This is a genomic window from Sphingomonas sp. BL-S-28 (genome assembly GCF_055521515.1).
Map to the genome: position 1 here is coordinate 1,422,199 of NZ_CM145484.1, position 15,783 is coordinate 1,437,981.

Below are 15,783 nucleotides of genomic sequence, written 5' to 3' on the forward strand. Positions count from 1 at the left end.
TGAACTGAAACTCGCGGCGTTGCTGCCCGGGCACATGCATTTCCGGCCCCCGGGGGGTGGGCTGGGGAGTGTTCGCGCGCACGCCTTTTCCAAAGCGGCTCACAGTCGCTTGCCGGCCACCAGCCATGACGGCGCGCCGGACGGGGAAGCGCGTGCCTGCACCGTGCGCAGGCGCCGACGATCGCGAGAATCCGGGGAGAGGCCGCAACCGTGGATGAAAACCAGGCAAGGGGGCCTAGATGAAATACAGGGTATCCGTATCGGCAGGCGCGCTGGCGGCAGCGCTTTTATTGGGATCGGCTTCGGCACGGGCGGATGAGCCTGCCGAACCGGCCGCGGCAGAGGCGGCAGCAGACGGTTCCGGTGGCGCGATCATCGTCACCGGCACGCGCACGATCGGAATGAAGGCCACCGAAAGCCCGGCGCCGATCCAGCTCATGAGCGCGGAAGTACTGGCGCGAACCGGCCAGCCGGACCTGATCCAGAGTCTGGCCCAGAACCTGCCTTCGATCCAGGCGCAGGCCTTCGGCAGCGATCTTCAGGCGCACAATCTGCAGATGAAGCTGCGCGGCCTATCGCCCAACCACACCCTGATCCTGATCAACGGCAAGCGTCGCCACGGCACTGCCAACGTTTCGGTCGCGGGCGGCCCTTATGGTGGCAGCGCCGCACCGGACATGAGCTTCATTCCGAACGATGCGATCGGCCACATCGAAGTGCTGCAGGACGGCGCCGCCGCGCAATACGGAACGGACGCGATCGCCGGCGTCATCAACATCATCCTCAAGGACAACGACCACGGCGGCCTGATTACCGGCACCGCCGGCCAATATTACGACCAGGGCGGTGACACCTATAGCGTATCGGGCAATGTCGGCTTCGCCCCGATCGAGGATTCGTATGTCAACCTGACCGTCCAGAAGAAGAAGAAGGGCTTCAGCTTCCGCGGCGATATCGATCCGCGCGTCTATGGCGACAACGCGGTGGCGCGGGGCAACCTTGCCAAGTACCCCGATGTCGTCAACGCGAAGGACTATCCCTACGTCAACCGCATCGCCGGCGATCCGCAGATCGAACAGACCACGGCAATGTTCAACGCCGGTTGGACCTCGGGCGATTTCGAACTCTACAGCTTCGGCAGCTACGGCCACAAATACGCCCGCGCCTACGAGAATTACCGCACGCCGGGCATCGTCGTTTCGGCAGCGGGCGTGCCGCTGTTCCCCACCGGCTTCGCGCCGCTGGAAGCCGTGCGTGAGACGGACTATTCGATCAGCGGCGGGGTGAAGGGCAAGTTCGGCGATCTCGATTTCGACCTCGCCTCCACCTACGGCGACGATCTGGTGAAGGTCTATGTCGAGAATTCGGCCAACGCCGCGCTCTACAAGGCCACCGGCTTCACGCCGACAGAGTTCCACAACGGCGACTTCAAGGCATCGCAGTGGAGCAATACGCTCGACCTGACCTACCCCGTCGACATCGGCCTTGCAGAGCCGATGAACATCGCCGGCGGTCTCGAATGGCGGCGAGAGACTTACGGCATCGTCGCTGGCGATCCGGCTTCATACTACGGCAGCGGCGCGCAGTCGTTCTTCGGCTATAGCCCGAACGACGCGGGCAACTATCACCGCACCAACTTCTCCCAATACCTCGACATTTCGCTGAAGCCGGTCGAGGCGTGGCTGGTCGATGGCGCGATCCGCCACGAACACTATAGCGATTTCGGCGACACCACCGTGTTCAAGCTGACCTCGCGCTACGACATTTCGGAGATGTTCGCGGTGCGCGGCACGGTGTCGACCGGCTTCCGCGCGCCGACGCTGGCCGAAGGGTTCTATTCGGGCATCAACGTCGGCCCCAGCTCGGTTTCGGGCGTGCTTCCCGCCAACTCCCCGGCGGCGGCCTCGCTCGGCTTCGGTGGGTTGAAGCCGGAAAAGTCCACCAACTTCAGCGCCGGCATCGTCTTCACGCCCAGCCCGCGCGTCAGCGTCACCATCGATGCCTACTGGATCGAGATCCGCGATCGCATCATGATCTCCAGCTCGTTCTACGGCTTCTACGGTCAATACTGTCCGCAGGGCTATGCAGGATCGAGCGCCGCCAGCTGCGTTCCCTACACTTCGGACAACTACAACCTCTACAACCAGCAGGCGGTCTACGACGCGGTCGCCAGCGCGCTGGGCGGGGAGATTCCCAGCTATGTGCTGACCGACGTGAACGGCGCGCGCAACACCAGCGGCACCGTGGCGGTGCAGACCTTCGTCAACGGCGCCGACATGCGCACGCGCGGCGTGGACTTCATGGCCAGCTACGACATGCCCACCGGCATTGGCGAGATCAACTGGACGCTTTCGGCGAACTACAACGACAACAAGGTGAAGAAGATCGCCGATCTGCCCGACGCGCTCTACACCAGCACGGTCGATCCTTCGAAATCGGCGCTGATCAGCAAGTACAACGTCGTCACGCTGGAGCACAGCACGCCGAAATTCCGCGCGACGCTGGGCGGCTATTGGGAATCGAGCCTGTTCAGCGTGAACTTGCGGGAGAGCTTCTATTCGAAGGTCTACGCGCTGGAAACCGCGCCGGGCGGCAGCCCGATTGCCGGGCAGGACCTGAAGGTGCCGGTCAAGTCCGCCTTCATCACCGATCTGGAACTGGGACTGAAGGCTACCGAGAACATCAAGCTCTCGATCGGCGCGAACAACCTGTTCAACAAGTATCCGACCAAGCGTTCCTACGAGAATATCCGTGCCGCGCAATTGGCGTCAGGCTCAAGTTCTTATGCGTCCAACGTATATCCCACCATTTCGCCTTACGGTATCAATGGTGGATACTACTACGGCCGCGTCACCGTGAAGTTCTGATCGATAAAGTCCTGGCACTGCTTCCGCAGAAATACGGAAGCAGTGCCGTTTATTTGATTTTTCAGGGAGTTGCGATAGTGATGCTATCTGAAATGGGCTGGCTGATCCCCGCAGTCGGGCTGCTGGTGGCCGGCCTTGTCGCCGGTTTCGCCGGCGGCGTCTTCGGGATCGGCGGCGGTTTCATCGTCGTGCCCGCTTTGCTGCTGATGCTGCCGCTGCTGGGCGGCGACCACGCGCAATACGCGCATGTCGCCATCGGCACTTCAGCGGCGACCATCATCGTCACCTCGATCCGCTCGGTCATGAGCCATGCCAAGCGTGGATCGGTGGACTTCGAAATCCTCAAATCCTGGGCGCCCTGGGTGATTCTGGGCGACGGCGTGGGCGTCGTGCTCGCCAGCCATGTCGACGGCAAAGTGCTGACCATGGTTTTCGCCTCCGGCGTGCTGCTGATGAGCCTCAATTTCCTGCTGCCGCGCGTGGGCGACAAGGTGATCACCGACCAGATGCCCACCGGCATGCTGCGCGTGGGCATCGCCGGCGGGCTTGGCACGTTCTCCTCGCTGCTCGGCATCGGCGGCGGCACCATCGCGATCATGGTGATGACGCTTTGCGGCCGTTCGATCCACCGCGCGGTGGGCACGGCATCGGGCGTGGGCACGCTGATCGCCATCCCCAGCGCCATCGGTTTCGCGATCATCGGGATGCACGAGAAGGGCCTGCCCTGGGGCTCGCTCGGCTTCGTGAACATGCCTGCGACGCTGGCTATCGCTTCGATGTCGATCCTCACCGCGCCGCTGGGCGTCGCCGCCGCGCACTGGCTGGAGCCGCGCATGCTGAAGCGCGTCTTCGGCATCTACCTGATCGTGATCTCCATGGTGATGTTCCACAATGCTCTGAAGATCTGATGCGTAAATCTGATGCCTGAATTTGACCGAAAACCACCTGTTTCGAGAAGGAGTTTGAAAGATGCAGCTTGAGCAAGAGATGCTGGCCGAGCGTATCGGCGGTGAAGAGGTAACGCAGGACCTGCTGGCGCGCGGCTATTCGCGCCGCAACCTGGGCAAGATCGCGGCGCTGCTGGGCGGCGGCATGGCGGTGGCGCAGGCGATGCCGGCCGGGGCGCAGCAGGCGGCCAAGGCCGTGGCCGGCGCCGTGCGCATCGGCGCCAACGAGTGCTGGACCGGCCCGCTCCCCGCCGGCGCGCAGGCCGCCATGGCCATCGTCACCGAGGGCAACCGCTACGAACCCAATGGCGAGCATGAGAAACTGTTCGCCGCCGTCGCCCAGGTCGAAGGCATTCCGCAGGACCGGGTGGTCGCCTGGCCGGGATCGAGCGACCCGCTCAGCCGCACCGCGATCACTTTCGCCTCGCCCTCGCGCGGGATCGTCACCGCGGACCCGACGTACGAAGCGATCTGGCGCACCGGCGCATGGATCGGCGCGAAAGTCACCAAAGTGCCGCTCACCTCGGACTATCGCCATGACGTGAAGGCGATGCTGGCGGCCGATCCGAACGCCGGGCTCTACTACATCTGCTCGCCCAACAATCCCACCGGCACGCTGACCCCGATTGCCGACATCACCTGGCTGGCCGAGAACAAGCCCAAGGACGCGATCCTGCTGGTGGACGAGGCGTACATCCACTTCGCCGGCACCGAAAACGCCGCGAAACTCGCGGCCTCACGCGACGATGTGCTGGTGATGCGCACGTTCTCCAAGCTGTTCGGCATGGCGGGCATGCGCCTTGGCCTGACGCTGGGTTCCAAGGCGCTGCACGAGAAGATGATGCGCTACGACGGCGGGCAGGTCACTTCGATGCTGCCGATGACCGCCGTGGCCTGCGGCACTGCCTCGCTGACCTTGGCCGACCAGATCAAGGCCCGCCGCGACCAGATGATCGCCGCGCGTGAGGCGACCATCGCCCATATCGAGAAGCGCGGGCTGAAGGTCCTCCCCGGCAGCCACGCGAACATGTTCATGGTCGATTGGGGCGGCAAGGCGCCCAAGGCGATGATGGAGGCGCTGCTGGCGCAGAATGTGCAGATCGGCCGCTCGTGGAGCGCCTATCCCTCGATGTCGCGCGTGACGGTGGGCTCGGCGGAAGACATGCAGAAGTTCCGTCTGGCGCTGGACAAAGTGCTGATGGCCTGATCGCGAAAACACCTGCCGCGCCGGCTTGAGGGGGCTTGGCCGGCCGCAGCGGGCGGATGGGCGACAGGGGAGGGCCCGGTGCGTTCAGGACGGAGCGTGCCGGGCCCTTTTTTTATAGCATTTTCTAATCAGGTGGAATCACCTGATGACTCGGAAAATGCTACAAACCAAAAACTTAGAGCAGTCGATCCGACGCAGTCGGGTTGAAAACTGCTCTAGCAGAGCGTGCTGCGGTGTTCCGCGCTCTGCCGAAACGAAACGGGGAGGGCCATCCCGCAGGACAACCCTCCCCGTCATTTCAGCCTTCCCGTCTCGGTGGCGGGTTGGAAGCCTTAGAAGCGGTAGCCGATGCCGACCACGCCGGCGTCGCGGCCGCCGAAGTTGGCTTCATATTCGGTGCGCTGGTATTCGGCCGAGATGTAGGTCTTCGGCGTCACTGCATACTCAAGACCGCCGCCGTAGCGCACGCCTTCCAGCGAGTAGTTGCCGCCGGCATAGGGCTCGAAGCGGGTGTTGGTGTAGCCCACCTTGGCGAAGGCGAGGACCTTCGGCGTCACCACGTAACCGGCGCGCAGCGAGGCGGTGAGGTCACGGCTGACGTCGGTGGTCGCGCTGTCGGCGGTGGAATCGCCCAGGGTCACTTCGGGGCCGATGGTGATGCGCGGGGCCACGCCGATGTCGTAACCGGCGTTCACGCCGTACGAGAAGCCTTCATCGCCTTGGATCTTGTCGAAACCCATGGTGATTCCGGCGCGCGGGCCCGTGAAAGGCTCACCGTCCTGCGCGAAGGCAGGAACCGAAGCCGAAGCAGCGAGAGCGGCAGCAGCCGAAAGAACGATGTACTTCATAATAGTCCTCATCTGAAACTATATATTATAAATATAAATCCACCAAGGTGACGTTCATCGTTCAATAAATCGATATTATTTCGATTTATCGTGCTTTTCGGCAATCATGTCTGTCGTGTTGCTCGGGCATTTCGGGGGGGTGATATGTTTATCGAGCAACGCCTTGGATGGAATTTGCTATGGTAGAGCAAGGGTGTACTCAAAATTAATGGCGGGGTGTGTCGGCGTTCACAAATGTGACAGGCTCGTCATGGCCGGCCCCGGATTGAGGCGGATTTGTGGCCGCAGCGGGCGGGGCGCATTTTCCTACACCGGGCAATTGGGCGTACCGTGCGGCATGAATCGCGCGGATATCCTTGCTTTTGAAGCCTATCGTCGTTCTGGAGAGAGGTCGGCGGCGCCTTGCGACAGCGGCGGCGGCAAGGTGACGGTTTTGCAGGGTAAGGTGACACTTTTGCACAAGGTGACGGTTCATGCCCTGAACCGTGTCAACTGTGTCAACCAAAGCGTCAACTTGTGCGGGCGTGGTCCTGCCCGGTTACGGGGTGTCGCTTGGCACGCTCTGGACCATTTCCTCCTGGCCGCCACCCAATGCGGCATAGAGGCTGACGGCGTTCTGCAATTCGGTCGCCCGCAATTGGATCAGCGTCTGGTTGGCCGAGAACAGGTTGCGTTCGGCATCCAGCACTTCGAGGTAGATCGAAATGCCGTTGTCGTACCGCAGCCGCGCGGTGTGGGCGAGGCGTTGTTGCGCCTCCACCGTGCGCTGCTGCGTCTCGATCTGTTCGGCATAGCGCTGGCGACCGACCAGGCCGTCGGCCACTTCGCGAAAGGCGGTCTGTACCGTCTTCTGGTAGGCGGCGGTGAGTTCCTCGGCCTGGGCCTTGCTCAGCTTAAGCTGAGCCTCGCGCTTGCCCCAGTTGAAGATCGGCAGGTCGATCGCGCCGCCATAGCTCCAGCTCTGGTTCGCGCCCTTGAACAGTTCGGACAGTGCGGTGGAGCCGAAGCCGAACGCTGCGGTCAAGGAAATCGTGGGGAAGAACGCCGCGCGCGCTGCGCCGATATTGGCGTTGGCCCCGCGCAAGTTGTGTTCGGCCTGAAGCACGTCCGGCCGGTTCAACAGCAGGGCGGAAGGCAGTCCCGGCGCGATCGGCAGCAATTGGTCCGAAAGGGCAAGCCCGGTCGGCAGCGGGGTGGCGATCGGGCCGCCGACCAGCACGTCCAGCAGGTTCTGCGCTTGTTCGGTGGTGCGCTGGATATCGGCCAGTTCGCTTTCCGCCTGCGTCTGCAGCAGCACCGCCTGATCGTAATCGACCGTGGAGGTGACGCCCGCGTCCAGTCGCAGCTTGGCGATGCGCGCGCCTTCGCGGCGGACCTCGATGCTGCGGCGGGCAAGGTCGATCCGATCCTCTCCGCTGCGGATGTCGAAGTAAGTGGCGGCCACTTGTGCGATCAGAGAGATGCGGAACGCCCGCGCCCCTTCCACCGAGGCCAGCCAGGACTGGCGCTGCGCTTCGGTCAGGTTGCGCACCCGGCCCCACAGGTCGAGTTCGAACGAAGTGACGCCAATGTTGGCGCCGTATTCGGAATAGTCGATACCGTCGGGCAGGTCCGCACCGGTGGTCTGCCCGGTCGCCCCCAATACCGATGTCGGCGTGCGGCGGCGCGTGGCGGATCCGGTGGCGTCTATCGCCGGAAGGCGGTCGGCCGCCTGAATGCGGTACTGCGCGCGCGCTTGTTCGATGCGGGCATAGGACTGCGCCAGATCGCGATTGCGTTCCAGCGATGCCGCGATCAGCGCCTGCAGGCGGGGGTCGCGAAAGAACTCCCGCCAGCCCAGTTCGGTGGCGAGCGGGGTCAATTCCTCGCTCGAAGGGGCATTGGGAAAGGCGTCCGAAACCGGGGCGACCGGCTGGTGGTACTGCGGCGCGAAATTGCAGCTTCCGAGCAGAGTCGCGATCGCGGCGGCCGGGAGAAGCGCGCGCTTACGCATGGTCGCCTCCCTCGCGCTCGCGCTGTTCCAGCCAGATCGCGTCTTCCCCTGCGGGATCGCGCCGCTTGCTCAGGTGCTTGCGCGCGAAGTTGTAGAACACCGGGGTGAAAAACACGCCCAGCAGCGTGGCCGCGATCATGCCGCCCATTACGCCGGTTCCCACCGCCTGACGGCTGGCCGCGCCGGCGCCGCTGGCGATCACCAGTGGCACCATGCCCAGGATAAAGGCCAGGCTGGTCATCAGGATCGGCCGCAGGCGCTGGCGGGCCGCTTCCACAGTGGCCTGATCGGGCGAACTGCCCGCGTCCTCATCCTCGATCGCGAATTCGACGATCAGGATCGCGTTCTTGGCGGCAAGCCCGATGATCGTGATCATGCCGATGTTGAAGTAGACGTCTGCCGAGAGCCCCCGCAGCAAGGTAAAGACCACCGCACCCAGAATGCCGAACGGCACCACCATCAGCACTGACACCGGAATGCCCCACGAGTTGTAGAGCGCTGCCAGCAGCAGGAACACGACGATCACCGAAAGCCCCAGCAGCGCGCCGACCTGCCCGCCCGCCTGCTTTTCCTCATAGGCGGTGCCGGTCCATTCGAAGCTGAAATTGCCGGAAAGGTGCCGGCCCGCGATCTCCTCCATCACTTCCAGCGCCTTGCCCGAAGACTGGCCGGGGGCGGCGGTGCCGGAGATCGTCAGCGAGGGGTAGCCGTTGTAGCGTTCCACCTGAATCGGGCCCGATTCCCATGCGGCGCGGGCAAAGGCGCTGAACGGCACCATCTGCCCATCGCTGCCGCGCACTTGCAGGGCCATGATGTCGTCCGGCGTCATGCGCGCATCGGCATCGGCCTGCAAATAGACGCGCAGGGTATTGCCGTCGCGCGTGAAGTCGTTGGCGTAGTAGGAGCCGAAGCTGATCGCCAAAGTCTGGTTCACGTCGTTGATCGAAAGGCCCATGGCGCGCGCCTTCACCCGGTCGATATCGACGTAGAGTTCGGGCGCGTCGCCCTGACCATCGGGGCGGACTTGTGCCAGAACCTTGTTCTGCGCCGCCTCGGCAATGATCGCATCGCGTGCGGCAACCAGCCCGGCGCGGTCCGTGCCCGAACGGTCCTCGATCTTCATCGAAAAGCCGGTGGCATTCCCCAGCGCCTGAATCGCGGGCGGGTTCAGCGCGAAGACGGTCGCCCCGGTCAGGCCGGAGACGAACTGCTGGGTCTTGCCGATCAGCGTGGTCACCTTGTCGGCGGAATCCTTGCGATCTTCCCATGGCTTGAGGTCGACGAAGGACAGCGCCGCGCCCTGGCTCTGGCCATAGAAGTTGAAGCCGATCAGCGAGACCACGCCGCGCACTTGCGGCTGCTTCTTCAGGAACGCCTCGGTCTCTTCCACCACCGCCTGCGTGCGCTGCATGGTGGCACCGACGGGGGCGTCGAAATTGATCATGAAGTAGCCCTGATCCTCGTCCGGCAGGAAGCCGCCGGGCAGGCGGGTGAACAGCAGAACGGTCAACACCGCCATCACCGCGAAGACCGCCAGCCAGCGCACCGGTGCGCGCATCATGCCGTCCACGCGGTGGGTATAGCTGTCGGTCGCGCGGCCGAAGCGATCGTTGAACCAGCGGAAGAAGCGGGGCAGGGCGCCGCGCCAGCCCGGCGGAGGCGAGGCGCGGTGCTCCGCCTCCGTCCGGTGCTTCAGCAGCGTGGCGCAGAGCGCGGGGGTGAACGTCAGCGCCAGCAGCGCCGAACAGAAGATGGAGACTGCCAGCGTTACCGAGAACTGGCGGTAGATGCCGCCGGTCGATCCCGGGAAGAACGCCATCGGAATGAACACCGCGATCAGCACCAGCGTGATGCCGATGATCGCGCCGCGGATCTGCCCCATCGCCTTGATCGTGGCGAGCCGGGGGGGAAGGTGTTCCTCGGTCATGATGCGTTCGACGTTTTCGACCACGACGATGGCGTCATCCACCAGGATACCGATCGCCACCACCATGGCGAACAGCGAGAGGGTGTTGATGGAAAACCCGAACAGCAGCAGGCCAAGGCAGGCGCCCAGCAGCGCGATCGGCACCACCACGGCGGGGATGATCGTCGCCCGCCAGGATTGCAGGAACAGGTACATCACCAGGAAAACCAGCACCATGGCCTCAACCAGGGTGTGCATCACCGATTCGATCGAGGCGTTGATAAACGGCGTGGAATCGAAGGCGACGTGCCATTCCATGCCCGGCGGGAAGTTCGCCTGCAGCTGCTTCATGCGTTCGCGCACGGCGGTCGCGGTGGCAACGGCATTCGCGCCGGAGGCCAGTTGCACGCCCATGCCGGCGATTTCCTTGCCGTTGAGCCGCGCCTTGAAGGTGTAGTTCTCCGCGCCCAGTTCCACGCGGGCCACGTCGCCCAGGCGCACGGTGGATCCGTCCTGGTTGGACTTGACGATGATCTCCTCAAATTGGCTGGGGGTGGAGAAGCGGCCACGGGTGACGATCTTGGCGGTGAATTCGGTATCCTGCGTGATCGGCTGTTCACCGATGCCGCCGCCGGCCACTTGGCTGTTCTGTTCCTGCACCGCGTTCAGCACTTCGCCCGGCGTCAGCGAATAGGACGTCAGCTTGGCGGGATCGAGCCAGATGCGCATCGCATATTGCGAACCGAACAGCTGCACATCGCCCACGCCCGATACGCGGCGGATCTCGTTGACGATGTTGTTGTTGGTGTAGTTGCCGATCTCTAGCGGGCTGAGCGAACCGTCATCGGAAGACACGCCCAGCACCATCAGGAAGCCGGCGGTATTGTCGGTCACCTGAATGCCCAGCGCGCGCACTTCGGCGGGCAGGCGGGATTCGGCGCGGTTCAGCCGGTCCTGCACTTCCACGCGCGCGGCGTTGAGGTCGGTGCCCGACTTGAAGGTAAGCGTGATCTGCCCGGTGCCGTTCGAACGGCTGGCGGAGTTCATGTAGAGGAACCCGTCGATGCCGTTCATCTCACGCTCGATCACCGAAGTGACGTTCTTGTCGAGCGTTTCGGAATCGGCGCCGGTGTAGGTGTACGACAAGTTCAGCGCGGGCGGCGCCACCGAAGGGTATTGCTCGATCGGCAGGTTGAGCAGGGCGATGAGGCCGCCCAGCGCGATGAATGCGGCGATGACCCAGCCGAACACCGGCCGGTAGACGAAGAAGCGGTCCATGCCTCAGCGCCCCTGTTGGGTTTGAGGCTGGGTTTGGGGCTGTTGAGCCGCCTGTTTCTTCATCTCCGCCGCGTCCACGGCCTTCTGGCCCGGGCGCAGCTTGGCCCAGCCGTCGACGACGATGCGCTCGCCCGGTTTCAGGCCGGATGTCACGATCCAGTTCTTGCCCAGCAGGGTGCCCAGCCGGACGGTGCGGGTGGTCACCGTGCCGTCCTTGGCCATGATCGAGACTTGCGCGTCATCGCCTTTGAACTGGATGGCGCGCGCGGGGACGACGATGCCGCCTTCCAGCGTGCCCAGTTCCAGCCGCCCGCGCACGAACTGGCCGGGGAACAGCAACCCCTGTGAATTGTTCACGAAGGTCGCGCGCACCGTCTGACTACCGGTTTCGGGCGCGACCACGGGGCTGGCGAAATCGAGATGGCCAACCGGCCCGTATTCCTGCCCGTTTTCCAGCACCAGCCTGACTTCGATCTTCTCCAGCGCAGGCAGGTTGAGTTCGCCGCTGCGACGCTTGGCAAAGAGGTCGAGGATCGAGGCGTTGGAGGCGGAGAACACCGCGTAGACCGGGCTGGTCTGGTCCACACGCGTCATCAGCGTGCCCGATGCGCCGCTCACCAGTGCGCCTTCGGTCACTTCGGCGGCGGCGACGCGGCCGGCAATCGGCGCATCTACGGTGGTGTAGCTGAGCTGCAGCTTGGCGCGGTCCAGCGCGGCGCGGGCTTCGGCCACTTGCGCGCTGGCCTGCCGATAATCCGACTGGGCGGAATCGTATTCCTGCGCCGAAACCGCGCGTTCCTGAATCAGGGGGCCATAGCGGGTGACGATGGAGCGGGCGTTCTGCTCCGCCGCGATTGCGCGCTGGAGCGAGGCGGAGGCCGACTTGACCTGCGCCTGATAATCGCGCGGATCGATCTGGAACAGCGGCGTGCCGGCGTTCACGAAAGCGCCCTCGTCATAGAGCCGGCGCAGCACGATCCCGTCCGTCCGCGCGCGCACTTCGGCGGAGCGCACGGCTTCGATGCGGCCGGGCAGTTCGGCGATGTTGGGCACGGGCTGGGCGCGGATCACCATCGATTCCACCGGCACCGGCGGCATCTCGCCCTGCTGCTTTTCGCCGCCGCACGCGGCAAGCGTGCATGCGGCCAACAGCGCCAGCGCGCGCGGTCCGATGTGAATGCCCGAACGTATCGGCATGGCATGACCCTCCGGGGGAAAGGGTGAAGGCGATGGGGCAAAGGTCCGCAGCATTCCGGGCCGGACGCATCCCGCCCACGCCGAAAAGCGCGCGGGCAGGGATCGAGGGCGGCGCACGCCTAGCCGCTCTCGCCGTCTCCCGACCTCAGGAAAGCGGGGTGATCCAGTCGAGCCTTGGGCCGCATGTCGTTCTCCCGGTCTTGGATCCGTGAAGACACCGCCATATTGGGGTGGCGGGGTACCGGCAGGATACATGGCAAAGGGGGCAATGGCAAAGCCCCGAAAGCAGGGGCTTTTGCCAGGGGCAGGATGGGCCTAGAGGAGCAGCTATGAACCGCCTTCTCGCCCGCCTGAACATCGATCCCTACCTCTTGCTGCTGGTCTCGACCGTGGGGCTTGCCTCGCTGTTCCCGGCGCGCGGGGCCTGGGCGGGGATCGCCGGCGGCGTGGCCGATGCGGGCATTGCGCTGCTGTTCTTTCTCCACGGCGCCAAACTCTCGCGCGAGGCGATCGTCGATGGGGCAAAGGCGTGGAAGCTGCACCTGACCGTCGCCTGCCTGACTTTCGTGCTGTTCCCGATCGTCGGCCTTGGCGTCAGCGCCATTCCGGGGCTGGAGCCCTCGCTGGCGATGGGTGTGCTTTACCTGACCCTGCTGCCCTCGACGGTGCAGAGTTCCATTGCCTTCACGGCGATTGCCGGGGGCAATGTGGCGGCGGCGGTGTGCAGCGCTTCGTTCTCCAACCTGGCGGGCATCTTCATCACCCCGGTGCTGACCGCGCTGTTCATTACCGGCAAGACGCAAGGCTTCTCGACCGATCCGATCATTGCGATTGCCGTGCAACTGCTGCTGCCATTCATCGCCGGGCACTTGCTGCGGCCGTGGATCGGCGGCTTCGTCAGCCGCCACAAGAAGCTGCTGGGCTATACCGACCGGGGATCGATTCTGCTGGTGGTCTACACTGCCTTCGGCGCGGCTGTGCTGGAGGGGCTGTGGCATAAGGTGACGGTGGCCGAACTGGGCCTGATAGCGGCGCTCTCGCTGGGCATTCTGGCGGTGATCATGGTGGTCGGCAATGTGCTGGGTCGGGTGCTGGGCTTTTCTCACGAGGACCGGATCGTTATCCTGTTCTGCGGCTCCAAGAAGAGCCTCGCGACCGGGGTGCCGCTGGCCGGCGTGCTGTTCCCGCCGGCGCAAGTCGGGGCGATCATCCTGCCGCTGATGTTCTTTCATCAGATTCAGTTGATGGTTTGCGCCGTGCTTGCGCGCAGGCTGGCGGCGCGGGCGGAAGCGAAGGTGCAAGCCAACTCTGCTCAGCCCTCCAATCCCGCTCAGGCTGAGCTTGTCGAAGCCCCCTGAGGGGCGGCGCGAGGCCTCCCATCCTTCGACAGGCTCAGGATGAGCGGGATGGGGAGGCTGTCATTCCATTTCGGAACCGCACGCCCGCCAACAGCAACCTCCATCCCGTCATCCCCGCGCAGGCGGGGATCCCGCTTATCTTGCGGCATACGAGAGGGTGCAGAAGAAAGCGGGGCCCCCGCCTACGCGGGGGCGACGAAGAGTATGGCGTGAAGGGTAGGGCGGCAGGGCTAGGGCGGCAGGGCTAGGGCGGCAGGGCTAGGGCGGCTAATGATGCGGACCGCCCCGACTTGCCCCCCGGTCCGGAAATGATCACACAGGAGTTCTGAGACGAATCCCCCAATTCGAGGCAGGCACCGATGGATGTGAAGGACATGGTTCCGACCAGCACCGATCCGGAGCCCGCTTCGGACCCGGCCGTCGCCACATCCGGCCATATCGACGCACCCGGGCTTCAGGTCTTCGTCTTCGCACTGTTCTTCATCTTCGGCGGCGTTACGGCGCTCAACGGCGTGCTGATGCCCAAGCTGAAGGCGATCTTCGCGCTCGACTATGCAGAGGCGATGCTGGTCAACACCGCGTTCTTCGCCGCTTACGCCGTGCTGAGCGTGCCCGGCGCGGCGCTGGTCAAACGCATCGGCTATATGCGCGGGGCGGCGCTGGGCCTGTTCGCGATGCTGGCCGGATGCCTGCTGTTCGTGCCGGCTGCCACCGGCGCCACGTTCGCCATGTTCCTGCTCGCGCTATTCGTGCTGGCGAGCGGGGTGACGCTGATCCAAGTGGTGGCGAACCCGCTGATCTCGCTGCTGGGACCGGAGCGTACCGCATCTTCGCGCCTGACGTTCGCGCAAGGCTTCAATGCGTTGGGCGCCACGCTTTTCCCACATTTCGGCGCGATGCTGATGCTGGGCGGCCTTGCCGATGTGAACGAAGGCGCGCTGTCCGGCGCGGCGCTGGAAGGCTATCGCTCGGCCTCGACGCAGGCGATCGCCCACGGCTACCTGATGGTCGCCGCCGCGCTGGCGGTGATCGTGGCCGTGGTGTGGTTCAATCGCAACCGCATCTCCGGCGAAAAGCGCGAAGGCGGGCCGATCTTCCGCAGTTTCAACCTGCTGCTGCGCCCGCGCTTCGCCTTCGGCGCGCTGTGCATCTTCCTCTACGTGGGCGTCGAAAACGCCATGGCATCGCTGGTGGTAAGCTGGATGGTGCAGCCGCGCGTGCTGGGGCTGGACGAGATGACCGCCGGCAAGTTGCTGCCCTGGTACTGGGGCGGCGCGCTGGTGGGGCGCTTCGTGGGATCCTGGGTGCTGCGCAAGGTGAGCCCCGGCAAGGCGCTGGCCAGCGTGGCGGTTGCGGCCATCCTGCTGCTGGCCCTGGCGGTCTGGAGCGCAGGGACCATGGCCGGCGTCGCCTTTCTGGCGGTGGGGCTGGCGAACGCGATCATGTACCCCACGATCTTCAGCCTTGCCTGCGAAGGGCTGGGCGAACGGGCGCCCGATGGATCGGGCGTGCTCTGTACGATGGTGGTGGGCGGCGCGGTGATCCCGCCGCTGACGGGCCTGCTGGCCGACTCTTCGGGAAGTCTTTCGCTGGCCCTGGCCCTGCCGGCGATGTGCTATGCCGTGATCGGCCTGTTCGGTTGGTACGCGCGGCGGCCGCTTGGACAATAACGGTCAGACCGTTCACTTGTGAACGCAATCTGGAATTTGTCTTTCCATTCAATTTGTTGTTTCGGCGGAAAGTAATTGCCATCCGGAATACTGAAGAAGTTCCGCAAATTAACGCTTGTTAAACTGCGGCGGGGTTAGTGTTCGGGCCATGTCCCGCTCAGACCTCTCCCGGCAGGTATATCGGCGCTCCGTTTCGCTAACGGCACAGTGTCGCACGCAGAACGGGTTGCGCGATCAGGGCGAAATTTCCGACATCTCGGCGCAAGGCTGCTGTCTGCGCGTGCGCGGCTTGCTCTTCCGCGTCGGCACCCGCGTGGTGGTGCGTCCGCAGGGGTTGGAAGGGCTGACCGGCGTCGTACGCTGGGTCGATGGCGACTTTGCCGGCGTGGAGTTCGACCGGGCCATCTATCAGCCGGTGGTCGATCACCTGATCCGCTTGCACGGCCTCACCACCGTCGAGTGGGTGCTCGACTAGGGCCCCCAGCCCACGAGCCCACGCGCCCGCGAACCGC

General features: G+C 64.5%; 10 protein-coding genes. 6 read left to right on the forward strand and 4 right to left on the reverse strand.

Annotation, left to right across the window (positions count from 1 at the left end; genetic code table 11):
• Positions 1–239 precede the first annotated feature (239 nt).
• From ACZ1JC_RS15470 to ACZ1JC_RS15480, 3 genes are all read left to right on the forward strand, one after another.
• Positions 240–2,867 (forward strand): TonB-dependent receptor plug domain-containing protein, encoded by a 2,628-nt coding sequence (locus ACZ1JC_RS15470; protein ID WP_465136012.1) that lies wholly within the window; start codon positions 240–242, stop codon positions 2,865–2,867.
• An 80-nt stretch (positions 2,868–2,947) separates the two neighbouring features.
• A complete protein-coding gene (locus tag ACZ1JC_RS15475; protein ID WP_465138579.1) occupies positions 2,948–3,775 on the forward strand; it encodes a sulfite exporter TauE/SafE family protein in 828 nt (275 codons plus the stop codon).
• Between the two features lie 61 nt (positions 3,776–3,836).
• Complete coding sequence (locus ACZ1JC_RS15480; RefSeq protein ID WP_465136011.1) at positions 3,837–5,021, forward strand: pyridoxal phosphate-dependent aminotransferase; 1,185 nt, start codon at positions 3,837–3,839, stop codon at positions 5,019–5,021.
• A gap of 332 nt (positions 5,022–5,353) precedes the next feature.
• On the opposite strand, the gene ACZ1JC_RS15485 is transcribed toward ACZ1JC_RS15480, so the two are convergent.
• The 4 genes from ACZ1JC_RS15485 to ACZ1JC_RS15500 all read right to left on the reverse strand — a co-directional run bounded on the left by ACZ1JC_RS15485 (position 5,354) and on the right by ACZ1JC_RS15500 (position 12,243).
• Complete coding sequence (locus ACZ1JC_RS15485) at positions 5,354–5,869, reverse strand: porin family protein (protein WP_465136010.1); 516 nt, start codon at positions 5,867–5,869, stop codon at positions 5,354–5,356.
• Between the two features lie 538 nt (positions 5,870–6,407).
• Positions 6,408–7,862 carry an efflux transporter outer membrane subunit gene (locus ACZ1JC_RS15490; RefSeq protein WP_465136009.1) on the reverse strand — a complete coding sequence of 485 codons (1,455 nt, stop codon included), beginning with the start codon at positions 7,860–7,862 and terminating at the stop codon, positions 6,408–6,410.
• Positions 7,855–11,046 (reverse strand): multidrug efflux RND transporter permease subunit, encoded by a 3,192-nt coding sequence (locus ACZ1JC_RS15495; RefSeq protein ID WP_465136008.1) that lies wholly within the window; start codon positions 11,044–11,046, stop codon positions 7,855–7,857. The genes ACZ1JC_RS15490 and ACZ1JC_RS15495 overlap by 8 nt, the downstream gene beginning before the upstream one ends.
• A gap of 3 nt (positions 11,047–11,049) precedes the next feature.
• Complete coding sequence (locus ACZ1JC_RS15500) at positions 11,050–12,243, reverse strand: efflux RND transporter periplasmic adaptor subunit (RefSeq protein WP_465136007.1); 1,194 nt, start codon at positions 12,241–12,243, stop codon at positions 11,050–11,052.
• 329 nt (positions 12,244–12,572) lie between these two features.
• Here ACZ1JC_RS15500 and ACZ1JC_RS15505 point away from each other — a divergent pair, with 329 nt between their 5' ends.
• From ACZ1JC_RS15505 to ACZ1JC_RS15515, 3 genes are all read left to right on the forward strand, one after another.
• Complete coding sequence (locus tag ACZ1JC_RS15505; protein WP_465136006.1) at positions 12,573–13,601, forward strand: bile acid:sodium symporter family protein; 1,029 nt, start codon at positions 12,573–12,575, stop codon at positions 13,599–13,601.
• Between the two features lie 359 nt (positions 13,602–13,960).
• On the forward strand, positions 13,961–15,271 hold the full coding sequence (locus tag ACZ1JC_RS15510; protein WP_465136005.1) for a sugar MFS transporter: 1,311 nt from the start codon (positions 13,961–13,963) through the stop codon (positions 15,269–15,271).
• Between the two features lie 148 nt (positions 15,272–15,419).
• Positions 15,420–15,746: a PilZ domain-containing protein gene (locus tag ACZ1JC_RS15515; protein ID WP_465148397.1), complete on the forward strand. Its 327-nt coding sequence runs from the start codon at positions 15,420–15,422 to the stop codon at positions 15,744–15,746.
• Positions 15,747–15,783: the final 37 nt, after the last annotated feature.